The sequence below is a fragment of the Plantactinospora sp. BB1 genome, from assembly GCF_003030385.1.
GTDB lineage: Bacteria > Actinomycetota > Actinomycetes > Mycobacteriales > Micromonosporaceae > Plantactinospora.
On record NZ_CP028159.1, the window covers coordinates 7,466,587 to 7,487,133 of the forward strand.

The following is a 20,547-nucleotide window of genomic DNA, read 5'->3' on the forward strand; positions in this document are numbered from 1 at the left end:
ACATGGAACGTGGGAACAGCAAGCACGGCCCCCGCCTGGACGAGCAGATGGACCGGGAGGTGCAGGGCGCGGTGCAGGGCTCGGTCGGCGGACGCGCGGAGGAGTGGCGCGACCCCGAGCCGGCCGGCGAGGACCAGCCCGGCCTGACCAGGGCACCGGGCAACGACACCCGCACCGGGGTACCGCAGGGGATGACCTCGGAGGAGGTCGAGGCGCGCAGCCGGCTGGGCCGGTTCATCCCGCTCTCCGCGCTGCCCGGCGACCGCGACGGACTGCGCCGCAGCGCCGAGGAGAACGAGGCGCCGGACGACATCCTCGCCCAACTGGACCAGCTGCCCCCCGGCACCCAGTTCCAGACCGTCTCCGAGGTGTGGGCCGCACTCGGCCACCCCAACGAGACCCGCCGCTGGTGACGGCCCCCGGGGCCCAGCGGCGCAACGGCCAGACCTAGACCGACCGACAAGGAGGAGGCCAGATGAGTGGCGTGACCAAGTCCGTCGACGTGGCGGTGCCGATCAGGACCGCGTACGACCAGTGGACCCAGTTCGAGGACTTTCCGCAGTTCATGGAGGGCGTCCAGGAGGTCCGGCAGATCTCGGACACGATGACGCACTGGAAGGTCGAGATCGGCGGGGTCAACCGGGAGTTCGACGCCCGGATCACCGAGCAGCTACCCGACGAGCGGGTCGCCTGGACCTCGACCGACGGGACCCGGCAGGCCGGTGTGGTGACCTTCCACCGGATCGACGAGAACCACACCCGGGTCACCGCGCAGATGGAGTTCGAGCCGCAGGGGATCGCCGAGAAGGCCGGCGACAAGCTCGGCGTGGTGGACCGGCGGGTCGCGGGTGACCTGAACCGCTTCAAGGAGTTCATCGAGCGGCGCGGCACCGAGACCGGTGCCTGGCGCGGGGCGGTCGCCCGGCCGCAGCCGTAGCTCCGGTCCGGGTACGACGACGTCCGGTGGCCGCCGGAAGGGGTACGTCGCTTTCCGGCGGCCACCGCCGTGCTGTCCCCGGATCGGCGGGTACGGGAGGGATCGGCGGTGTTTGCCCGCCGAGTGGGCCGGGTAGGGCGACAGGCATGACGGACAGGGACAGGCACGTCTGGCGTGACGAGGAGCAGTTGCCACTGCGCGATCTGGAGAGGGCGATGGGCACGTCGACGCCCGACGGGCAGGTCGACGACGTGACCGGCAACGACGCGGGTGCGGAGTCGACGTTCGGCCACGGCGACGCGGCGGACGACACCGACCGGCCGTACGACGAGGAGCAGGCCGACCAGCGCACCGACGAGCAGCGCCGGTACCGGCCCTCGACCACCGGGCGCAACGGGCCGCACTGAGCCCGGTTCAGCCGGCCGGGACGGGATGGCGGGCCGCCCGGCGGCTGGACGCCCAGTACAGCGCGATCATGGCCAGCGAGAGTACGACCAGCGCCGGCCCGAGCACCGCGACCGAGGTACGCCCGATCAGCACGCCGATCGCGCCCGGGATGATCGCCCCGCCCAGCCCGGAGGCTCCGATCTGCAATCCGATGGTCCGGTCCGCGTGCTGCCGCCCCACCCGTTCGGCGGTGCTGAGGGTGAGCAGCGGGAAGACCGCCGCCGCGCCGAAGCCGATGACGGCGAGACCGGCCACTGCCAGCCAGCCCGGCCCGGGTATCGCGACGAGCGCCGAGCCGAACGCCATCGCGTACATGCTGCCGAGCAGCACCCTCCGGGTGCCCAGCCGCTCGGCGACGAACCCCTGCACGACCCGGCCGAGGAAGAGGCTGCCCCAGTAGAGCGAGACGCAGAGGCCGGCGACGGTCGGGCTGATCCCCCGGTCCTCGGTGAGCAGCAGGAAGGCCCAGAGCCCGGCACCGACCTCGATCGCCACGTACACGGCGAAGGTCAGGACGCCGAACCAGACCGCCGGCAGCGCGAGGGTGGCGCCGATCCGTACCGGCCCGGCCGGGGCCGCCGGGGCGGGGTCGGGGCCTTCGGCGGCGTCGGCGCCGCGTCGGCGCTCCCAGGTCCGGACGGTGAGCACGAAGGCCAGCGCCAGCCCGGCCTGGGCGGCGGCCAGGATGCCGTACCCCCAGCGCCAGCCGAGCCCGGCGCCGAGCACGGTGGTCATCACCAGCGGCCCGATGGCGACGCCGAGCCCGAAGAAGGCGTGCAGCCAGTTCATCTGGCGCGGCCCGAACGCGTCGGCGGCGTACGCGTTCAGCCCCGCGTCGATCGCACCCGAGCCGAGGCCGAGCAGCAGCGCGCAGCCGATCACGATCGACAACGCCGGCGCGGCGGCGTAGCCGGCGAGCGCGAGGCTGGCCAGCACGGTACTGCCGGCCAGCAGCCAGCCGACGCCGAGCCGGGCGATGCTGAACCCGGCCACCACGCTGGAGACGAGGTAGCCGACCGTGGCCGAGGTGAGCAGCAGTCCGACGGCCTCGGTCGGCGCCTCCAGCTCGGCGCTGATCGACGGCCAGCCGACGCCGAGCAGGCCGTCGGGGAGGCCGAGGCTGACGAAGGCCAGATAGGCCAGGACGAGCACGGCGAGACCCGGGCCGCGGCGGGAGGGAGTGGACACGCTCGCCGATCATGCCGGACGGTTGGACGTCTGGCCATCGGGCCCGGCGGCGCGGGTCCCGGCGCGTCGACCCGGGCGGCAGAGCCGGATCAAGTGGACAGGTACCCTGAATTCGTCCGAACGGACGACCGGCGATCGGCGTCCGGCGAGGCAGAATTTCGGGATGCGTCAGGCTCCTGGTTTCCTTTCCGCCCGTCAGCGTCGCCTCGCGTGGCTCGCCTTCCTGCTCACCGCGATGCAGGCGCCGGTCTCCGCCCGCCTGGTCGACGACAGCTCGTGGCTGTTCAGCCTCTGCGTCTCGCTGATGGTCGCCACCGTGATCCTGGCCGACGACGCGATGCGGCGTCGTCCGGTGGACGCCAGCTAGGTCGACCCACCTCCTCCCCCGCCCTCCCCGGCTGCCCGAAGCGGGCGGGATCACAGCACAACGGGCGTACCGCACCAGGTCGGCGAGCGGATTCGGCGGCTCCGGTTAGGCTGCTGACATGCCAGGCACGGTCGGGCGGGTACCCGCTCCCCCCTCCACCGTCGCCGGCGCGCCGCCGACCCCGGATGCCACGGCCGGCCCGCCGGCCGACCGTCGCTGGTCGGAGACGCCGCTGGGTCCGCCCGGCCGCTGGGATCCCGCGCTGCGGGCGGTCGTCGAGCTGGTGCTCTCGGCCCCGGTGCCGATGGCCCTGGCGTACGGCCCGCAGCTCGCGCTGGTCTACAACGACAGCTTCGCCGAACTGATCCCGGCCAAGCATCCGCAGGCGTTCGGCCGGCCGGCGGCGGAGGTCTTCGCCGAGGTGTGGCAGCTGCCGGGGGTCGGCGACGTGATCGAGCGGGTCTATCGGACCGGCGAGCCGTTCCTGGAGCGGGACGCCCCGCTGCCGCTCTTCCGCGACGAACCGGGGTTCCGGGAACAGCCCCTCTTCACCCGTGGCTACTCACCGGTGCGAGACTCCACCGGCGGCACGGTCGGGGTGCTCACGGTCGCCGCCGAGGCTCCCCAGGTCACCCAGCGGTTGCAGAACCTCAGCGAGCTGGCCTCGGCGCTGGCCGGGACGCTCACCCTCGACGACGTCGCCCGGGTCACGCTGCGCAACGCCCTCTCGACGTTCGCGGCCGACCAGGTCGAGTTCGGGGTGGACGACGGCAGCGGCTGGCGGCTGGTCCGGCGGATCCGGGGCGAGGTGCTGGACGAGGCCGACGAGCGGCTCCCCCCGCTCTGGCGCCGGCACGGGGCCACCTCCCCGGCCCCGCTGGTCCGGAGCGCCGACAGCGGTACGCCGAGCTTCGCCACCGACGGTCAGCCGCTGCTGCTCAGCGCCGTCGACCGGCACGACGAGAAGATCCGGGCGCTGGCCGCGCTGCCGCTGCGTACGCCGACGCTGCGCGGCGGGCTGACCGTCGGCTACCGGCAGCCACACCGCTGGCCACCGGCCGAGCGGGCCCTGCTGGCCGCCTCGGCGGAGCTGGTGGCCCAGGCCGCCGAGCGGGCCCGCCGGTTCGAGACCCAGCACGGGACGGCGCAACTGCTCCAGCGCAGCATGCTGCCGGAGCACCTGCCCGACCTGCCGCTGCTGCGGATCGCCGCCCGCTACGACGCCGGGGTCGACGGCAACGCGGCCGGCGGCGACTTCTACGACGCCTTCGCGCTGCCGGACGGCAGGCTGGCGGTGGTCCTCGGCGACGTGGCCGGGCACGACGTGCAGGCCGCCGCGCTGATGGGGCAGGTACGCGCCGCGCTGCGGGCGCTGGCCCTGAGCGATCCCGACCCGGTCGGAGTGCTCGCCGGGCTGGACCGGCTGGTGACGAGCCTGAGCGCGGAGGCGCACAGCGACGAACTCTTCGTCACCGTGGTCTACGGGGTGATCGAGCCGGAGACCGACCGGTTGACCATCGCCAGTGCCGGCCATCCGCCCCCGCTGGTCCGGCGTGCCTCCCCCGGCCAGCCCGGCGTCGCCCGATACGTAGAGGTGCCCCCCGGGGTGCCGCTGGGGCTGCACGGGCGGCGGACGGCGGTGACAGTGGACTTCCCGCCCGGCGACACGCTGCTGCTCTTCAGCGACGGCGTGGTGGAGCGGCGGCAGCGCAGCCTCAGCGACGGGTTCCAGGCGCTGGCCGGCACGGTGGCCGGGTCGGCGACCGGCGACCCGCGTACGCTCTGTGCGCTGGCCAGCGGCGCGGTGCCGGGCAGCACCGAGGACGACGTCGCCGTCCTCGCCGTCGAGCACGCGAGCACGCCCAGCCGGTCGGCGAGCATGGAGGTGCCGGCGGAGCCGACCGCCCCGGGCCGGGTACGGCACTGGATGGCCGGTCAACTGAACCAGTGGGGGGTGCCGGAGCAGGTGGTCGGCGCGGCGGTGCTCTGCACCAGCGAGCTGACCACCAACGCGCTGCTGCACGCCGGCACCGCCGCCCGGGTGGAGATCGACCTCAGTCCGGAGCGGTTGCTGGTCTCGGTCGCCGACAGCGGCACCCGGGGCGCGGTGACCCGGGCCCGGACCGAGAAGCTGAGCAGCCGGGGCCGGGGTCTCGGGCTGATCGAGCAGCTCAGCGACGCCTGGGGGACCGATCCGACGGTACGGGGTTCGACGGTCTGGTTCGAGATGATGATCCCCGCCACGGGCGGCACCGAGGAGCGGCCGGGCGGCTGACCGTTTTGGGCAGGCGTGCGGAGCACCCCGGCGGGGAAAGGGTGCCGGGGTGGATCTCTCGGCTACCTCGTACGCGTTGATCGGCCTCGGGGCGCTGCTCGCCGGCATCCTGCCCCGGGTGCTGGAGCGGCGCCCGCTCTCCATGCCGATCGCCTTCCTCGGCCTCGGCATGCTGGTGTTCCTGCTCCCGCTCGGGCTGCCCGAGCCGGATCCGCTGGGCCACGCCGAACTCACCACCCAGCTCACCGAGATCGGCGTGATCGTGGCGCTGATGGGCGCCGGTCTGAAGATCGACCGTCCGTTCGGCCGTCGCCGCTGGTCGTCGACGTGGCGGCTGCTCGCCGTCGCGATGCCGCTCTGCATCGTCGCCGTCGCGCTGCTGGGCTGGTGGTGGCTGGGGCTGGTGCCGGCCGCCGCGCTGCTGCTGGCCGCCGCGCTGGCACCCACCGACCCGGTGCTCGCCTCCGACGTGCAGGTCGGCGAGCCGACCGACGTCGAGGACAACGAGGACGAGGTGCGGTTCGCGCTGACCGCCGAGGCCGGGCTGAACGACGGTCTCGCCTTTCCGTTCGTCTACGCCGCCATCACGATCGCCACGGTCGGGCTCGCTCCCGGCGACTGGCTGGCGCGCTGGCTGACCCTGGACGTCGGCTACCGGGTCCTGCTCGGGGTGGCCGGCGGACTGCTGGTGGGCTGGCTGCTCGGCAAGCTCTTCTTCCGGGCCCCCTCGGAGCGGCTGCGGCTGGCCCGGCACTCGGAGGGCTTCCTCGCGCTGGCCGCCACCTTCCTCTCGTACGGCCTGGTCGAACTCGTCGGCGGGTACGGCTTCCTCGCGGTCTTCGTCACCGCGCGGGCGATCCGGGCGGCGGAGCGGTCGCACGAGTACCACCAGGTGCTGCACAACTTCGCCGAGCAGGTGGAGCGGCTGCTCACCGTGCTGTTGCTGCTGCTCCTCGGCGGTGCGGTGGTCACCGGGCTGTTCGCCCCGCTGACCTGGCCGGCGGTGGCGCTGGCGCTGGCGCTGGTCTTCGTCGTACGCCCGCTGACCGGCCGGCTCTCGCTGATCGGCGCGCCGGGCCGGCCCGCCGAGCACTGGGTGATCGCGTTCTTCGGCATCCGTGGCGTCGGCACGTTCTACTACCTCGGGTACGCCAGCACGCACGCGCACTTCCCCGGTGCCGACCTGCTCTGGGCGACGGCCGGGCTGGTGGTGGTGGTGTCGGTGGTGGTGCACGGGGTGGCGGCCACCCCGGTCATGCAACTGCTGGACCGTCGCCTGGATCGGACCGGCGACCCGTCCTCCGGCGGGACTGCGGACGACGGGTCAGGGGACGGAGCGGAGGACCGGCCGGGCGGCGTACCGGCGCAACGGGTGCCCGGCCCGGCCGGGACCGACAGTCCGGCCCGGGGCTGACCGGGATCACGGCGCGGTCAGGTGCCGCCCGCCGGGGCGGGGCCGGTCGCGGACCCGGCCCGGCGGTGCATGTGCAGCCGGACGGTGGTCGAGGTGCTGTCGGTGTGCACCTGGACCAGGTCGCAGAGGTAGTTGACCAGCAGCAGGCCGCGCCCGGTGTCGCTGACCGGTGACGGCGGGAGGCGGCCGGCGAGCCGGTCGGTGAGCACGCTGGAGCCGGTGATCTCGCAGGTCAGCCCCTCGTCGTCGAGCCAGACCCGGGCCACCGCCGGGCGTCCGGAGTGCACCACCGCGTTGGTGGCGATCTCGTTGGCCGCCACCCGCAGGTCCTCGACCTGGTCGCGGTCGAGCCCGGCCTCCCGGGCCAGCGCGGCGACCATGGCACGCATCCCGGAGAGGCCGGCGGCCTCGAAGAACAACGTGGACGCCGACGGTGGCGCGGGCGGAAAGGGGAGGTTGAACGAGTCGACCACGCTCTCCGGGCGGCCGTACCCGGCACTGGCCTGCCGGTCTCCGTCGCGGATCAGGAACGGGTGGGTGCTGGCCGCGTCGGCGATGACGTCCACGTCCAGCCGCGCCGCGTCGTACGGGCAGAGCAGGCTGACCGGCCGGCCGGCGAGGGCGATGTTGATCAGAGCCTCGTGCTGTACGCAGCGGGGGTAGGCGAGCACCGAGCGGCCGGGCCAGACCGGCTCGCCGACGACACGTACCCGCAGTGGCGCGTGCTCCTCGACGAAGGCGTGCAGCACTCCCGGGATGATCCACCCCGGGTTGCGCCCCTCCCGGGCCATGTCGACGAAGCGCAGCTCGGTGCTGGTGCCGAGCGCCGCCCGGAGCAGGTCGAGCCGGATTCCGGGGACCGCGATCAGCACCGGCTCACCGGCGTCGAGCCCGCCCGCCACAAAGGAGCCGATGCCGTCGACGTAGTCGTCGTCGGTGCGATAGAAGAGGGCGTCGTGCCGCAACGTTCCGGCCTCCGGCCGGGCGGCTGGTTCGAATGTCATCGTCCGCCGGTCGTACGCGACGCGTTCACCGCCCACCTCCGTCTGGCAGCGTACGCGGCAGCGGCAACATCTGGCCACGCAGAGTCAACGGGCGGGTCCTCGACGGTGCCGGCGCCCGGGTCGCCGGCCGGGGTGGCCGTCCCGCAACGGCAGCGTGGCGGTACCGCGTTCAAGCCGCTGACCTGCGGTGATGAGGTACGGCGGAAACCGGGGCTTCACACGGACGCAACATGGCCTTACCGTAATCGATGTCTGTGGGAGCGCTTCCAGCGATGCCCCTCGATCTCCCACCGTCCCGAAGGGAGTACCGCATGCACCTCAGACCCGCGCTCGCCGCGGCCGGTGCCGTCGCCGTCACGGCACTCGCCGCGACGACAGCGGTCGGTGTCGGCCTGTTCAACCCCACCCCGGCCAAGGCCGCCGACTCGGCGTTCTACGTCGATCCGGACACCAGCGCCGCACGCTGGGTCGCCGCCAACCCCAACGACTCCCGCGCCGCCGTCATCCGGGACCGGATCGCCAGTGTCCCGCAGGGCCGGTGGTTCACCCAGAACAACCCCAGCACCGTACGCGGTCAGGTCGACGCCTTCGTCGGCGCCGCCGCCTCGGCCGGGAAGATCCCGATCCTGGTGGTCTACAACATCCCCAACCGGGACTGTAGCGGCGCCAGCAGCGGCGGGCTGCCCAACCACACCGCCTACCGGCAGTGGATCGACCAGGTGGCCAGCGGCCTGAACGGGCGACCGGCCAGCATCATCCTCGAACCCGACGTGCTCGCACTGATGTCGGACTGCATGAACTCCTCCCAGCAGGCCGAGACCCAGGCGTCGATGGCGTACGCCGGCAAGCGGTTCAAGGCCGCCTCCAGCCAGGCCCGGGTCTACTTCGACGCGGCGCACTCGGCCTGGCTCACCCCGTCGGCGATGGCCTCCCGGCTGGTCGCGGCGGACATCGCCAACAGCGCCGACGGCATCTCGGTGAACGTCTCCAACTACCGCACCACGACCGAGTCGGTCAACTACGCCAAGGCGGTCGTCGCGGCGACCGGCGCACCGAACCTCAAGATCGTTGTCGACACCAGCCGGAACGGCAACGGCCCCGATCCCCGGGGCGAGTGGTGCGACCCGGCCGGCCGGGCGATCGGCACCGCCAGCACCACCGAGACCGGTGACCCGGCGGTCGACGCGCTGTTCTGGATCAAACTGCCGGGCGAGGCCGACGGCTGCATCGCCGGTGCCGGCCAGTTCGTTCCGCAGCGCGCGTACGACCTGGCGATCGCCGCCCCCAACCCGCCCACCGTGCCGCCGACCACCCGGCCGCCGACGACGGCACCGCCCACGGTGCCGCCGACGACCCAGCCACCCACCACCCCACCGACCACCCCACCGGCCGGTACGAGCTGCCGGGTGACCTGGACCGCCAACTCCTGGAGCGGCGGCTTCACCGCCGAGATCCGGGTGACGAACGACGGGCCGGCGGTCAACGGCTGGACCCTGACCTTCAACGTCGGCGCCAACGTCCGCTACAGCAACGGCTGGAACGGCGTCTGGAGCCAGTCCGGAAGCCAGATCAGCGTCGGCAACGTGGCCTGGAACGGCTCGCTGCCGACCGGCGGCACCACCAGCGTCGGCTTCCAGGGCACCTACAGCGGAACCCTCGCCACGCCGACCGGCTACACCCTGAACGGCAACGCCTGCACGAGCTGACCTTCCCCTCCGGCCCGGGTCGCCGCCCGCCACGCACGGGCGGCGACCCGGCCACCCGGGCATACCGCCCCTGACCAGGCCGGGCGGGCCGCAGCCGCCAGCGACCCGGCCGTACGATCGGAATGGTGATGACGAGATGACGGTCGCCGGACAGCGGCAGCGACCGGTCGGCCAACTGCTGCGCGAGTGGCGTGAGCGGCGCCGGCTCAGCCAACTCGAACTCGCCATCCAGGCGGACATCTCCACCCGGCACCTCAGTTTCGTGGAGACCGGCCGGGCGATGCCGAGCCGTGACATGGTGCTCCGGCTCGCCGAGCAGCTCGACGTGCCGCTGCGCGAGCGCAACCACCTGCTGCTGGCCGCCGGGTACGCGCCGATCTACCCGCGTACGCCGCTGGACTCCCCGGCCCTGGCCGCCGTACGCGGCGCGGTCCGCCAGGTGCTCACCGCCCAGCAGCCCTATCCGGCGATCGCCGTGGACCGGGGCTGGTATCTGGTCGAGGCGAACGCCAGCATCGGCCTCTTCACCGCCGGGGCGGCGGCGCCGCTGCTCACCCCGCCGGTCAACGCGCTCCGGCTGGCCCTGCACCCGGCCGGGCTGGCGCCCCGGATCGCCAACCTCGGCGAGTGGCGGGCGCACCTGCTCGGGCGGCTCCGCCGGCAGGTCGCGCTCAGCGGCGACGCCGAGCTGACCGACCTCTACGCCGAGCTGCGGGCGTACCCCTGCGACCAGCCGGAGCCCGAGGTCGAGATCCCGGGGCCGGGTGAGGTCGTGGTGCCGCTGCGGATCCGGGACGGCGACCGGGAACTCGCCTTCTTCAGTACCGTCTTCACCTTCGGCACCCCGCTGGACGTCACGGTGTCGGAACTCTCGGTCGAGTCGTTCTTCCCGCTCGACGACTACACGGCGGCGGCGGTGCGCTCGGCCGCCGAGCAGGAGGAGCGACGGGTCGGCACCGCGACCGTCCGCTGACCGCCTCCGCTGCCCGCCACCGCCCCGGGCCGAGGCGGACATTCCGCCCAATGGGTCCCTTCCGTTTACCGTGCCCGAACGGGGTTACCAGGTAGGGGAAGGCGGGGAATCGAGCCGTGACGAAGGAGGCTGATTCATGATGTCCAGGAACCCGACGGCGGCGTGGCGGTCCGGTATGCCTGGTATGCCGGGTGTTGCCGGTGGCAACGACCTACCTGCCGGACCGTCCGGCGACCAGTTCAGGGCGCCGAGCAGCGAGGGTGGGATCGCGCCGGAGCAGCAGTCCACGGTGACCGTCGCCTCGTACCCGGACTACCCATCGGCGCAGTACACGGTGGACTTCCTCTCCGACAACGAGTTCCCGGTCGAACGGGCCGCCATCGTCGGTACCGACCTCAGGCTGGTCGAAACGGTGCTGGGCCGGATGACGACCGGCCGGGCCGCGCTGGCCGGCGCCGCCACCGGTGCCTGGTTCGGGCTCTTCATCGGCCTGCTCTTCGGCATCTTCACGGTCGGCAACTGGTGGGCCGTGATCCTCGTGGGCCTGGCCATCGGTGCGGTCTGGGGCGCGATCTTCGGCGCCATCGCGCACGCCATGACCGGGGGCCGGCGCGACTTCACCTCGGCGAGCAGCCTACGGGCCAACCAGTACGCGGTGACCGTCGACGCGACCTTCGCCGACCAGGCGCGGCAGCTCATCGGCCGGATGAACTGGCAGGGTCAGCGGCAGGCCGGCGCCACCGGTTGACCGCGCCGCCTCCTCGGCGACACGGGCCGGCGGGTCAGTGGTAGACGCGCTCGCCGGCCCGGATCGGCGCCGTGATCCGGTTCTCCTCCGGCGCCAGCGGGCAGGCCCACCGGTCGTCGTAGGCGCAGGAGGCGTTGTAGGCGTAGTTGAAGTCCAGCCGTAGCCGGCCACCGGGCAGCACCGTCACGCCCCGGCCGTAGGTCCCCTTGACCGTGTCGGTGAGATAGCGCCCGCCGCCGTAGCTCTCCCGGCCGGCGGTGCCGTCCCGGAACGGCAGGAAGAGCCCGCCGCCGTACGCCTCGATCCACCAGAGCGTCAGCGGTCCCCACGGAGTCTCGGCGACGCCCGAACGGCGGTAGTGCACGGTTCCGTCCGGTCCGCCGGTGTCGATGCTCAGCATCCCGCTGGCCGGTCGCACCGGCACGTCGACCACGGCCGACGGCTCGGGTGGGAAGTAGCGCAGGCCGGTGAAGCCGGCCCGCTCGGCCAGCGGGATCGGCGACTGCGGATGCCCGGCGAAGAGGGCGTCCCGGGCCGCCCGGAATCCGACCAGGTCGAGGTCGGACAGGTAGAGCCTCGTCACCTGCTCGCGCCAGTCCGCCAGCTCCAGTTCCTCCACCCGTCCGAGCCTAGCGGCGCGGATCCGGCACCGACGGCGCGCATCTACCGTCCCGGCTGACGGAGGTTCCAGGAAGTCACCATGGTGACTTCCTGGAACCTCTGCCCCGAGAGGGCGCGGCGGAGCCGAGTTGCCGGGTGGGCGGCGGACGGCCATGATGTCGGCCATGTCAGATGATCTTCCGACGGTACGCCTGGAACCGGTGACGGCCGACAACTGGCGGGACTGCACCCGGCTCCAGGGCCGGCCGGACCAGGCCGACCTGGTGATGCCGGTGGTCTACAACCTGTGCCAGTGCGCGTACGGCGGCGTCTGGCAGCCGCTGGCGATCACCAGATCCGGTCGGGTGGTCGGCTTCGTGATGTGGGGACGCGACGACGACCGGAGCATCTGGATCGGCGGGCTGCTGGTGGACGCCGGGGCGCAGCGCAGCGGGGTGGCCCGCAGTGCGGTACGCCAGCTACAGCAGCGCTTCGCCGCCGAGCCCGACTGCCCGAACGTGGCGCTGAGCTATCCGCCCTCGAACACCGCCGCCCGCGACCTCTACGCCTCGCTCGGCTTCCGGGAGACCGGCGAGACCGAGGACGACGGCGCCGAGGTCGTCGCCCGGTGGTTCCCGGAGCGCGTGTCAACTGATCGTTGACATGCTTCGGTCGGCCCGGACATCATGCGGAGATGTCACCGGAGAGAACGGACCTACCCGAGGAGACCTCGGCGCGGCCACCCGCCAGCCCGCCGTCGGACGAGGTGGAGCGGCGACTCGCCGCGTACGCGGCCGTGCTCGGTGCCGCGTCCGACGGCGGTAGCGGGCAGCTCCCGCCACTGGCCGCGCTACGGCTGCTGGACGGGGTACGGGCCGGGCTGGACGAGGCGGAACGCCGACTCGTCGAGGCGGCCCGGGAGCAGCGGGTGAGCTGGGCACAGATCGCCACGGCGCTGGGGCTGGCCAGCCGGCAGGCGGCCGAGCAGCGCTGGGTACGGCTCTCGGGCGCGGCGACCCGCGACCCGGCCCGGGTACGCGCCGAGCGCAAACGTCAACAGTCTGTTGACACCGCGTACGGGGCGGCGATCACCCGGCTCCGGGCGGCGGTGGTGGCCGTACACCGGCAGCTGAGCACGGAACCCGACGGGGCCGACTGGCACCCCCGGGCCCGACTCGCGCGCACCACCCTCGCACTGGCCCGCTCGGCCGAGCCCGGCGGGCTGTACGCACTTGCCGTCCAGGCGGTCGCCGATCTCGACCAGATCCCGGCCGAGCGGTTGGAGGGCGCGCTGCCGGAGGCACTGGACCGGCTCCGCCGGGCGGTGGACCAGGCCGTCCCCGCTTCCGGCCGCCGAGTCGCCGCCGACACGACGGAGTCGAGTTGAGCCGATCCGACGCAAGTTCTGGTTGACACGGGACGACAGGTGATCCGAGGATGTGAGTCTCCATGACTCAACCCCCCTCGGAGGTCGCAACGTGCCCGCTGCACCCTGGCGCAGCCCGGAGAAGCGCAACATCCTGATCTTCGTCGGCATCTCGCTCGTCTCCGGATTCGGCGGTACCGCACTCAACGTGGCCTCCGGGGTCTGGGTACTCGACCTCACCGGCTCCAGCAGCCTGGCCGCACTCACCGGCCTCTGCCTCTTCGCCCCGACACTCCTCGGCCCGGTCCTCGGCGCACTCGTGGACCGGCTCCCCCGCAGGCGACTGATCGTCTGGACCCACCTGCTCACCGCAGTGGCCGTGCTCTCCCTGCTGGGGGTCCGTACCGACGCCCAGGTCTGGCTCGTCTACCTCGTGATGGTCGGCTACGGCACCAGCCTCGTCCTGGTCGACGCCGCCGAGAACGCCGTACTGCCGGCCGCTCTGCCACCGGCCGCCCTCGGCGGGGTCAACGGGCTGCGGACCAGCGCACAGGAGGGCGTGAAGCTGGTCGCCCCGCTGGCCGGGGCCGGACTCTTCGTCTGGCAGGGCGGACATCCGGTGGCCGCGCTCACCGCGGCGGCGTTGACCCTGGCCGCCGGTCTCTACACGCTGCTCACGCTCCGTCCCCAGGGGGCGGAATCCCCCGCCGCACGGCGCCAGGGCGGGCGAGGTCGGATCCGGGCCGGCGCCGCCTTCCTCTGGCGGCACCCCGAACTGCGCACACCCGTGCTGGTCGGCTCCGTCACCATCGCGATGTCCGGGCTCACCACCGCCGCCGTCTACGCCGTCGTCACCGAGGACCTGCACCAGCCCGCCGCGTTCGTCGGGGTGCTCTCCTCGGGGCAGGGCGCCGGATCGCTGCTCGGCGGCCTGCTGGTCGGCCGGCTGCTGCGTACCCGGGGAAGCCTCGCGGTCGGCGCACTCGGCGCCGCCCTCTTCGCCCTCGGCACCCTCGGCCGGCTCGTCCCGTGGTCCCCGGCGGCCGTCGCCTGCTCGGTGGTGGTCGGGATCGGCCTGCCCTGGACCCTGGTGGCGGCCGTGACGGCGGTGCAGTCCCGGACCCCCGAGGCGTTGCTCGGGCGGGTGTCCGGCAGCGCCAACACCCTGCTCTTCGCGCCCGTCGCGCTCGCCACTCCGATCGGCGCGGCCCTGGTCCTGCCGGATCACCGCCTGCCGCTGGTCGTCGCCGCCCTGCTCTGCCTCGGCACCGGGCTCGTCGCGCTCCGCTCGGCCCGGCGCGCCGCCGACGGGGACGCCGTGCTGCACACCTGACCGGACGCGGAGTCGGACCCGCTAGCCGTGCTGCCGGCCAGCGGGTCCCGTCAGGCTGAGATCGGAGATCGTCACGTGGAGACGGCGAAGATGCCGGCCACCCCGAGCACCACCATCACCAACACCGCGACGAGGGCTCCGCGCTCGTTCTCCACCGCCGCCTGGTCCGGTCCATCCGGCTCGGCGTCCATGATCTCGCTGGACATGCTGTCCTCCCCTGGTCGTCGCCTGCTCTCCCACACGGGCAGGACGACCACCGCCGTACCGGCTCCGACGTCTGCCGCCGACCGACCGGTCACCCGGCGCCTCCGCTGGTACGCGCCGGTCGTCCTCCCCTGGGCACCCGCCCCGGGTGCCTGGGCCGCCCGGAGGCCGTGTACGAGCACGGCCCCACCGTCCTGCGCGATCGGGGCAACCCGACATCGGAGTTGCCGCTCTGGGCGATCGGAAACCCGGCAGCCCCGCCCGATTCCGGGGTAGCCTGCCCGCCCGGACCGTCGGTGGAACCGAGGGCGGAATCGCGCCGAAGCTCCGCCCCGTCCCGCCGCGACCGGATCCCGGCCGAACGAGGGGTACCTGCGGGTTCCGGCGTTCCGCCCGGATCCGGCGCCGAATCGTGGGATCCGAACGCCGGACGGTTTCAGCGCTGGACCCAGCCGGTCGGTACCAGGATCGGCTGGTCGGGGTCGCCGGCCGGCACCAACCCGGCCGTCCAGTCGCAGATCGTCGGCTCGCCCCGGGCCACCCAGCGGTCCCGCAGGGCGAGCGCGTCGGCGGCGTACCGGGCGGCGGACGGTCCGGCCGCCTGCACCGAACCGTCGGGGAGCAGCCCCGCCCCGCCGCCGTGCACCTCGTCCAGGAGCAGGCAGCCGCCGGGGCCGCCCCACCCGCCCGGCGGACCGGCGGAGAAGGTGGTCCGCCGGTCCCAGGCCCCGACCGCGAACCACAGGTCGTGGTAGCGGAAGACGTCCAGCGGCGGATGCCAGCAGGGCGGATGGCGCACCGTCGGCGGCGGCAGTGTGTCGCTGCGCTGCGGCGCCGGATGTCCTCCCGGATAGCGGGCCGCCAGCGGGCCGGCCGCCGACATGAACCCGGCGCGCAGCTCGCCGCGCGCCTCGCCCGTCCCCGGCCCGCCCGGCCGGATCCGCAGCACCGGATGGTTTCCGGCGTGTTCGACCGGTGCGAGCAGGTAGCCGTCCAGCGCGAGCTGGTCGAGCCAGCGCGGTGACACCCCGGTCACCCCGACCGTGACCACCACCCGGTCGTACCCGGCGTCGGCCGGCACGCCGAGGTAACCGTCGCCGAGGCGTACGTCGACGGCGTCGGCCAGCCCGACCCGGCGCAGCGCCGCCCCGGCCCGCTCGACGACGTCCGGGGCGATGTCCACGGTGGTCACCCGGGCGCCCATGGTCGCCATCAGGGCCGCGTTGTAACCGGTACCGACGCCGATCTCCAGTACCCGGCTGCCGGGGCGCAGCTCCAACGACTCGATCATCGCCGCCATCAGCGACGGCTGGCTCGACGAGCTGACCGGCACACCGTCGACGACCTTGGTGACCAGCGGATGGTTCCGATAGACGAGAGGGAGGAAGTCCGGATCGGCCGGCCCGACCCAGCGCCCGTCGCCGCCGTCGAAACCGGCCGCGACGAACTCCTCCCGGGGCACCGTGCCGAACGCCCGGAGCAGGTCGGCACCGTCGAGCAGGCCGTCGCGGCGCAGTTGGTCGACGTACCGGGAGCGCAGCTCGGCCGCCGACGTCATGGCCGGCCCGCCGGACCGGCCGGGCCGGACCGCCTCAGTGTCCGACCCAGCTCTCGCTGCCCGGCAGCGCGAACGACGAGCGTGGCGAATAGAAGCCCCACAGCAACTCCAACGGGTTGGCCGGACGGAGCGCGTAGACGGGATGGTCCGGCGCGAGGAACTCCACCGACTCGATCTCGAACGGCGCGACCGGCTCGAAGATGTACGGGCAGGTGGCGCCGACGAGCTGGCTGCCGAGCCGGCTCAGGTAGCGGACGTGGCCCCGGTAGACCCGGGAGACGTTGCGGCCGACCCGGGCGGTGGTGCGGATCAGCGCCACACCGTCCACTTCGGTCACCGCCACCAGCGCCTGGCCGATGATCTCGATCGTGGTCCGGCCGGCGCCGGCCGGCACGCCGCGTACCGCCGCCTGGGTCTGGGCCAGCGGACTCGAACTCAGGTGGTGGGTGTACCACCGGCCCCGGCCCGCGTCGGCCAGGTCGAGGTCCGGGCCGAGTCCCGCCGCCGAGTAGCTGTCCAGCCCGGAGGTCTGGGCCGGGTCGTCCACCACGTACTGCTGGAGGAAGACCTGCCGGTTGGCCGGCAGCCGCAGGCCCGGCGGCACCATCGCCGCCACCGCCTCGGGGTCCGCCGGCACCCAGCCGAAGTGGAGCATCCGGCAGTGCACGACGAGTTGCGGCGGAACAGGCTGGCTCAACAGGGCTCCTGTCGCGTCGGGATAGCCGCGACGCTACGACCGGCCCCGGGCGCAGACAAGCGCAGGCGAGACGGAAAGTCGACAGTCACCTCCGCCGGCTCAGCCCGTTCGGGCGGCCCGGTGCAGATAGCCGGGCACGTCGGCGGCGTGGAACACCCGCTCGCTCGGCTCGATCCGGGCCAGGAAGTCGGCGTACCCCGCCGCCATCCGCAACGCCGCCACCGGGCGGAGCAGCTCCACCGCCCGGCCCGGGTCGCTGCCCGGGACGCTCGACCGCCAGCGCCGGACCCAGGACCGCAGCAGCTCGCCGGCCGGCTCCGCATCGATCGCCTCGGTCAGCCGCAGGATGTCGAAGGCGGGATGGCCGACGAACCCGTCCCCCCAGTCGATGATCACCCGGCGGTCGCCGTCGATCCGGACGTTGCCCGGATGCAGGTCGCCGTGGACCAGTACGTCCGGCAGGCCGCAGCGGCCCACCTCGGCCATCCGGTCCGGCAGGCCGTCCAGCAGCGACCGTACCGGCGCCAGGTCGGCGCCGTGCGCGGTCAGCTGGTCGCGTACGGTCCGGGCCAGTGCCGCGCCGCGCCGGTCCGGTACGCCGGCGGCGACCAGCCGCTCGACCTGCCCCACCGAGGCGAGCTGGATCCGGTGCTGGTCGGCGGCGACCGCGTCCCGCCCAGCCGGGTGCAGCCGGTAGCCGTCCTCGCCCGGCACGTGCTCCAGCAGCATCCGTCCGCAGCCGTCGGCGGCCAGCAGCACCGGCACCAGGTCGGGTACCGCCGTGCCGAGCCAGCGCAGCAGCACCGCCTCGTGCGCGAAGAACCCGGGTACCTGCTTGAGCCAGACCGGGCCACCGGCCTCGCCGGCCGACCCCGTCGCGTCGAGTCGCCAGATCGCCGACAGGTTCCAGGCCCGCTGCGGCACGGCCAGGTGTGGACCCCGGCCGGCCCGGTGCAGTTCGGCGGCGGCCCAGCGCAGGCTCGCGGCCGGCCCACCCGGCTCCGCCCAGGGCGCCCGCAGCGGTTCGGCCGACAGGTCCACCTCGGACGGTGCCAGCGGCACGCCGGGCGGCACCCGCGCGCCCGGGTCGAGTTGGACCAGGTAGCCGACTGTGCCGCCGTGCGGCTCGGGCCGGTCGGTGTGCAGCAGCCGCAGTACCGAGACGTCGATGCCGTACCGGGCCCGGGCACCGGCCACCACGTCGCCGACCTCCTGCCACCAGGGCGCCGGTACGTCGTACGCGGGCAGCACGCCGAGCGGCCGGCCGGCGTCGTCGAGCAGGTGCAGCAGTACGGTCCGGGTCATGGCCACCAGGCTCTCGCCGGTCGGCTCCCGACCTGCCCCACCTGGCGGGCCTGGGCCGGCGGCAACGACTCCGACCAGCGGCGGCGCAGCCGGTCGAGGTCGGCCGGGGCGATCCGGCCGGGCAGCCGCAGCCGGGCCATGCCGCCGTCCGGGAAGACGTCCAGCCGGACCTCGGTGGCGGTCGGCACGGCGTCGACCGGGAACCGGTGCCGGGTGTCCGGCTGCAACCGGGTGCGCGGCAGGATCTCGAACCAGGCCGCCTCGTCCGCCGGGTCGGCGACCCGGGTGTCCACGCCGCGCAGCCTCGCCGCCGCCGGTGCGTTCCCCTTGAAGTGGCTGGTGTCCAGCTCGACCTGCCGGACCTGCCCGGGTGCGGCCAGCCGGACCCGTACCCAGTCGTTGCCGTCGTCGCGCCGCCGGGCGGTCTCCCAGCCCTCGCCCATGCTCCGGGCCAGCCCGGGCGCGATCAACTGCCGGGGCGAACCGTAGAACATGTCGCTGCACCCGACCACCAGGCCGCCGTGCTCCAGCGCCGCGAGGTCGAGCTGCCCGTCGGGGAAGAGCGCCGGATCGGGTACGACCACACCGTGCACCCGCAGCCGGGCCACCCCGCCGTCGGGGTAGATCCGCAGCCGTACGTGCGTGTAGCGGCGTGGGTCGTCCACCTCGAAGAGGTTACGACCGTCCCCGCGCAACGCCGCCCTCGGCACCAGGGTGGCCCAGTCGGCGTCGGCCAGCTCGGCCGGATCGGGATATCCGGCCATCCCGCACGCCTCCACCGAGGCGTACGGCGGATAGTTGCCGACGAAGTGCGAGGTGTCCACCACCACCCCGGTGACCACGCCGGGGGCGCCGAGCCGGACGACCGCCCAGTCGTGTCCGGGCTCCCGGCGGCGGCGGGTCTCCCAGCCGTCGTACACCTGGCCCTTGGCCCCGAAGGTGCCGGCGGCGAAGGCCGGCGGCTCGTCGGTGACCAGGTTGTCCCGGGCGGCGAAGAACTCGTCGTTGGCCGCCACCACCCCACCGCCGAGGGACCGTGCCGCCAGGTCGGGCAGTTCGGTGAAGGCGCTCATCCGGGTCCCTCCCCGGCCGGCAGGCCCCGGTCGTCCACTCGACGGTCGTCCCGGGACAGCAGCCGTCCCCGGGGCGGGTCCGTCGCGATAACGCGCTCGCCGCGCAGCCAGGTGCCCCGGACCACCCCGGTCAGCCGACGCCCGGCGTACGGGGTGACCGGGTGCCGGTGCAGCAGCCGGGCCGGCTCGACGGTCCACTCCGCGTCCGGGTCCAGCGCCACCAGGTCGGCGTCGGCGCCGGCCCGCAGCACCCCCTTGCCGGGCAGCCCGGCGATCTCGGCGGGCCGCCGCGCCATCCAGCGCACCAGGTCGGTGAGCCCGTGCCCGCGCCGCCGCGCCTCGGTCCAGACCACCGGCAGGCCGAGCTGCACCGAGGCGATCCCGCCCCAGGCGGCGCCGAAGTCGCCGCTGTCGGGCCGCTTCAGCGCGGGCGGGCACGGCGAGTGGTCCGAGACGACACAGTCGACCAACCCGTCGGCCAGGCCGGCCCAGAGCGCCGCCCGGTTCGCCGCGTCCCGGATCGGCGGACAGCACTTGAACTCGGTCGCCCCGTCCGGGACCTCGGCGGCGTCCAGGGTCAGGTAGTGCGGGCAGGTCTCCACGGTCACCCGTACCCCGTCGGCGCGGGCGGCGGCGACCGCCGGCAGTGCGTCGGCGGCGGACAGGTGCAGGACGTGCACCCGCCGGCCGGTCCGCCGGGCCGCGTCCAGCACCACTTCGACCGCGCGCCGCTCGGCGACCGGCGGCCGGGAGCCGAGGAAGTCCGCGTACCGGGCCGAGGCGGGCGCGACGGCGATCCGGGCCGGATCCTCGGCGTGCACCACGAAGAGCGCGTCGACGGCGGTCAGCGCCTCGCCCAGCCCGGCCGGGTCCAGCGGCGGGAACTCCGGCACCCCCGAGTCGACCAGGAACGCCTTGAACCCGAGCACCCCGGCGGCGTGCAGCGCGGGCAGCTCGGCCAGGTGCTCCGGGACCGCCCCGCCCCAGAAGCCGACGTCGACGTGGCACCGGCCCCGGGCCGCGTCCCGCTTGCGGTGCAGCGCCGGCACGGTGACCGTCGGCGGTACCGAGTTGAGCGGCATGTCGACGATCGTGGTCACCCCGCCGGCCAGTGCGGCCCGGGTCGCCGAGGCGAAACCCTCCCACTCGGTGCGCCCCGGCTCGTTGACGTGCACGTGCGTGTCCACCAGCCCCGGCAGCAGGGCCAGGTCACCGAGGTCGGTGCCGGGCACCTCGTCGTATCCGGCCACCCGGACGATCCGACCGTCGCGTACGCAGATCGCCGCCGGCCGCTCACCGTCGGGCAGTACCGCCCGGCGGGACCGCAGCACCAGGTCGTACCCGCTCATCGC

Annotated in this window: 21 protein-coding genes; 12 read left to right on the forward strand and 9 right to left on the reverse strand. The window is 74.0% G+C overall.

All coding sequences use genetic code 11. The features are described from left to right. Nucleotides 1–2: 2 nt before the first annotated feature. The 3 genes from C6W10_RS32715 to C6W10_RS32725 all read left to right on the forward strand — a co-directional run bounded on the left by C6W10_RS32715 (nt 3) and on the right by C6W10_RS32725 (nt 1,344). Complete coding sequence (locus tag C6W10_RS32715) at nt 3–413, forward strand: DUF2795 domain-containing protein (protein ID WP_107262918.1); 411 nt, start codon at nt 3–5, stop codon at nt 411–413. A 62-nt stretch (nt 414–475) separates the two neighbouring features. Then, nucleotides 476–937: an SRPBCC family protein gene (locus tag C6W10_RS32720; protein WP_107262919.1), complete on the forward strand. Its 462-nt coding sequence runs from the start codon at nt 476–478 to the stop codon at nt 935–937. Between the two features lie 146 nt (nt 938–1,083). Then, entirely contained in the window at nt 1,084–1,344 is a 261-nt protein-coding gene (locus C6W10_RS32725) for a hypothetical protein (protein ID WP_107262920.1), read from the forward strand. Between the two features lie 7 nt (nt 1,345–1,351). On the opposite strand, the gene C6W10_RS32730 is transcribed toward C6W10_RS32725, so the two are convergent. Next, nucleotides 1,352–2,572, reverse strand: a complete 1,221-nt coding sequence (locus C6W10_RS32730) for a sugar MFS transporter (protein WP_107262921.1) — start codon at nt 2,570–2,572, stop codon at nt 1,352–1,354. Between the two features lie 163 nt (nt 2,573–2,735). Here C6W10_RS32730 and C6W10_RS32735 point away from each other — a divergent pair, with 163 nt between their 5' ends. The 3 genes from C6W10_RS32735 (at nt 2,736) to C6W10_RS32745 (ending at nt 6,628) form a co-directional block, all read left to right on the forward strand. Next, the gene (locus tag C6W10_RS32735; RefSeq protein WP_107262922.1) at nt 2,736–2,939 is read left to right on the forward strand and encodes a hypothetical protein; all 204 of its coding nucleotides are present in this window, start codon (nt 2,736–2,738) and stop codon (nt 2,937–2,939) included. A gap of 118 nt (nt 2,940–3,057) precedes the next feature. Beyond that, a complete protein-coding gene (locus C6W10_RS32740; protein ID WP_107262923.1) occupies nt 3,058–5,214 on the forward strand; it encodes a SpoIIE family protein phosphatase in 2,157 nt (718 codons plus the stop codon). A 49-nt stretch (nt 5,215–5,263) separates the two neighbouring features. Beyond that, nucleotides 5,264–6,628, forward strand: coding sequence for a sodium:proton antiporter (locus tag C6W10_RS32745; protein ID WP_107262924.1), 1,365 nt, complete (start codon nt 5,264–5,266; stop codon nt 6,626–6,628). A gap of 17 nt (nt 6,629–6,645) precedes the next feature. On the opposite strand, the gene C6W10_RS32750 is transcribed toward C6W10_RS32745, so the two are convergent. Continuing rightward, on the reverse strand, nt 6,646–7,632 hold the full coding sequence (locus C6W10_RS32750; RefSeq protein WP_107264461.1) for a sensor histidine kinase: 987 nt from the start codon (nt 7,630–7,632) through the stop codon (nt 6,646–6,648). Between the two features lie 311 nt (nt 7,633–7,943). On the opposite strand from C6W10_RS32750, the gene C6W10_RS32755 reads away from it, so the two are divergent. The 3 genes from C6W10_RS32755 to C6W10_RS32765 all read left to right on the forward strand — a co-directional run bounded on the left by C6W10_RS32755 (nt 7,944) and on the right by C6W10_RS32765 (nt 11,059). After that, nucleotides 7,944–9,338 (forward strand): glycoside hydrolase family 6 protein, encoded by a 1,395-nt coding sequence (locus tag C6W10_RS32755; protein WP_107262925.1) that lies wholly within the window; start codon nt 7,944–7,946, stop codon nt 9,336–9,338. A gap of 136 nt (nt 9,339–9,474) precedes the next feature. Next, nucleotides 9,475–10,311, forward strand: a complete 837-nt coding sequence (locus tag C6W10_RS32760) for a helix-turn-helix domain-containing protein (RefSeq protein WP_107262926.1) — start codon at nt 9,475–9,477, stop codon at nt 10,309–10,311. A gap of 139 nt (nt 10,312–10,450) precedes the next feature. Next, nucleotides 10,451–11,059: a general stress protein gene (locus tag C6W10_RS32765; RefSeq protein WP_107262927.1), complete on the forward strand. Its 609-nt coding sequence runs from the start codon at nt 10,451–10,453 to the stop codon at nt 11,057–11,059. A 34-nt stretch (nt 11,060–11,093) separates the two neighbouring features. Here the strand turns inward: C6W10_RS32765 and C6W10_RS32770 are convergent, their stop codons facing one another. Beyond that, nucleotides 11,094–11,678: a DUF1684 domain-containing protein gene (locus C6W10_RS32770; RefSeq protein WP_107262928.1), complete on the reverse strand. Its 585-nt coding sequence runs from the start codon at nt 11,676–11,678 to the stop codon at nt 11,094–11,096. Nucleotides 11,679–11,844: 166 nt separating this feature from the next. Between C6W10_RS32770 and C6W10_RS32775 the strand changes: the two genes are divergently transcribed. The 3 genes from C6W10_RS32775 (at nt 11,845) to C6W10_RS32785 (ending at nt 14,358) form a co-directional block, all read left to right on the forward strand. Then, complete coding sequence (locus tag C6W10_RS32775; protein WP_159104853.1) at nt 11,845–12,321, forward strand: N-acetyltransferase; 477 nt, start codon at nt 11,845–11,847, stop codon at nt 12,319–12,321. Nucleotides 12,322–12,353: 32 nt separating this feature from the next. After that, nucleotides 12,354–13,046 carry a hypothetical protein gene (locus tag C6W10_RS32780; RefSeq protein WP_107262930.1) on the forward strand — a complete coding sequence of 231 codons (693 nt, stop codon included), beginning with the start codon at nt 12,354–12,356 and terminating at the stop codon, nt 13,044–13,046. A gap of 91 nt (nt 13,047–13,137) precedes the next feature. After that, a complete protein-coding gene (locus C6W10_RS32785; protein ID WP_107262931.1) occupies nt 13,138–14,358 on the forward strand; it encodes an MFS transporter in 1,221 nt (406 codons plus the stop codon). A 71-nt stretch (nt 14,359–14,429) separates the two neighbouring features. Here the strand turns inward: C6W10_RS32785 and C6W10_RS39270 are convergent, their stop codons facing one another. From C6W10_RS39270 to allB, 6 genes are all read right to left on the reverse strand, one after another. Further along, nucleotides 14,430–14,564: a hypothetical protein gene (locus tag C6W10_RS39270; protein ID WP_255416232.1), complete on the reverse strand. Its 135-nt coding sequence runs from the start codon at nt 14,562–14,564 to the stop codon at nt 14,430–14,432. A gap of 434 nt (nt 14,565–14,998) precedes the next feature. After that, nucleotides 14,999–16,120 carry a protein-L-isoaspartate O-methyltransferase gene (locus C6W10_RS32795; RefSeq protein ID WP_107262933.1) on the reverse strand — a complete coding sequence of 374 codons (1,122 nt, stop codon included), beginning with the start codon at nt 16,118–16,120 and terminating at the stop codon, nt 14,999–15,001. A gap of 34 nt (nt 16,121–16,154) precedes the next feature. After that, complete coding sequence (locus tag C6W10_RS32800; RefSeq protein WP_199853064.1) at nt 16,155–16,817, reverse strand: hypothetical protein; 663 nt, start codon at nt 16,815–16,817, stop codon at nt 16,155–16,157. A gap of 99 nt (nt 16,818–16,916) precedes the next feature. Beyond that, nucleotides 16,917–18,122 (reverse strand): aminoglycoside phosphotransferase family protein, encoded by a 1,206-nt coding sequence (locus C6W10_RS32805; RefSeq protein ID WP_107264462.1) that lies wholly within the window; start codon nt 18,120–18,122, stop codon nt 16,917–16,919. Next, nucleotides 18,119–19,195, reverse strand: a complete 1,077-nt coding sequence (gene alc / locus C6W10_RS32810; RefSeq protein ID WP_107262935.1) for an allantoicase — start codon at nt 19,193–19,195, stop codon at nt 18,119–18,121. Before alc ends, C6W10_RS32805 begins: the two co-directional genes overlap by 4 nt. After that, nucleotides 19,192–20,544 (reverse strand): allantoinase AllB, encoded by a 1,353-nt coding sequence (allB, locus tag C6W10_RS32815; RefSeq protein ID WP_107262936.1) that lies wholly within the window; start codon nt 20,542–20,544, stop codon nt 19,192–19,194. The genes alc and allB overlap by 4 nt, the downstream gene beginning before the upstream one ends. Nucleotides 20,545–20,547: the final 3 nt, after the last annotated feature.

What these genes read in the sequence shown, in the direction of transcription:
- C6W10_RS39270 (WP_255416232.1), bottom strand. Translation starts at nt 14,564, where the DNA reads ATGTCCAGCGAGATCATGGACGCCGAGCCGGATGGACCGGACCAGGCG.
- C6W10_RS32725 (WP_107262920.1), top strand. Translation starts at nt 1,084, where the DNA reads ATGACGGACAGGGACAGGCACGTCTGGCGTGACGAGGAGCAGTTGCCA.
- C6W10_RS32735 (WP_107262922.1), top strand. Translation starts at nt 2,736, where the DNA reads ATGCGTCAGGCTCCTGGTTTCCTTTCCGCCCGTCAGCGTCGCCTCGCG.
- C6W10_RS32760 (WP_107262926.1), top strand. Translation starts at nt 9,475, where the DNA reads ATGACGGTCGCCGGACAGCGGCAGCGACCGGTCGGCCAACTGCTGCGC.
- C6W10_RS32780 (WP_107262930.1), top strand. Translation starts at nt 12,354, where the DNA reads ATGTCACCGGAGAGAACGGACCTACCCGAGGAGACCTCGGCGCGGCCA.
- allB (WP_107262936.1), bottom strand. Translation starts at nt 20,544, where the DNA reads ATGAGCGGGTACGACCTGGTGCTGCGGTCCCGCCGGGCGGTACTGCCC.
- alc (WP_107262935.1), bottom strand. Translation starts at nt 19,195, where the DNA reads ATGAGCGCCTTCACCGAACTGCCCGACCTGGCGGCACGGTCCCTCGGC.
- C6W10_RS32765 (WP_107262927.1), top strand. Translation starts at nt 10,451, where the DNA reads ATGTCCAGGAACCCGACGGCGGCGTGGCGGTCCGGTATGCCTGGTATG.
- C6W10_RS32775 (WP_159104853.1), top strand. Translation starts at nt 11,845, where the DNA reads ATGTCAGATGATCTTCCGACGGTACGCCTGGAACCGGTGACGGCCGAC.
- C6W10_RS32755 (WP_107262925.1), top strand. Translation starts at nt 7,944, where the DNA reads ATGCACCTCAGACCCGCGCTCGCCGCGGCCGGTGCCGTCGCCGTCACG.
- C6W10_RS32750 (WP_107264461.1), bottom strand. Translation starts at nt 7,632, where the DNA reads ATGACATTCGAACCAGCCGCCCGGCCGGAGGCCGGAACGTTGCGGCAC.
- C6W10_RS32740 (WP_107262923.1), top strand. Translation starts at nt 3,058, where the DNA reads ATGCCAGGCACGGTCGGGCGGGTACCCGCTCCCCCCTCCACCGTCGCC.
- C6W10_RS32720 (WP_107262919.1), top strand. Translation starts at nt 476, where the DNA reads ATGAGTGGCGTGACCAAGTCCGTCGACGTGGCGGTGCCGATCAGGACC.
- C6W10_RS32805 (WP_107264462.1), bottom strand. Translation starts at nt 18,122, where the DNA reads ATGACCCGGACCGTACTGCTGCACCTGCTCGACGACGCCGGCCGGCCG.
- C6W10_RS32795 (WP_107262933.1), bottom strand. Translation starts at nt 16,120, where the DNA reads ATGACGTCGGCGGCCGAGCTGCGCTCCCGGTACGTCGACCAACTGCGC.
- C6W10_RS32715 (WP_107262918.1), top strand. Translation starts at nt 3, where the DNA reads ATGGAACGTGGGAACAGCAAGCACGGCCCCCGCCTGGACGAGCAGATG.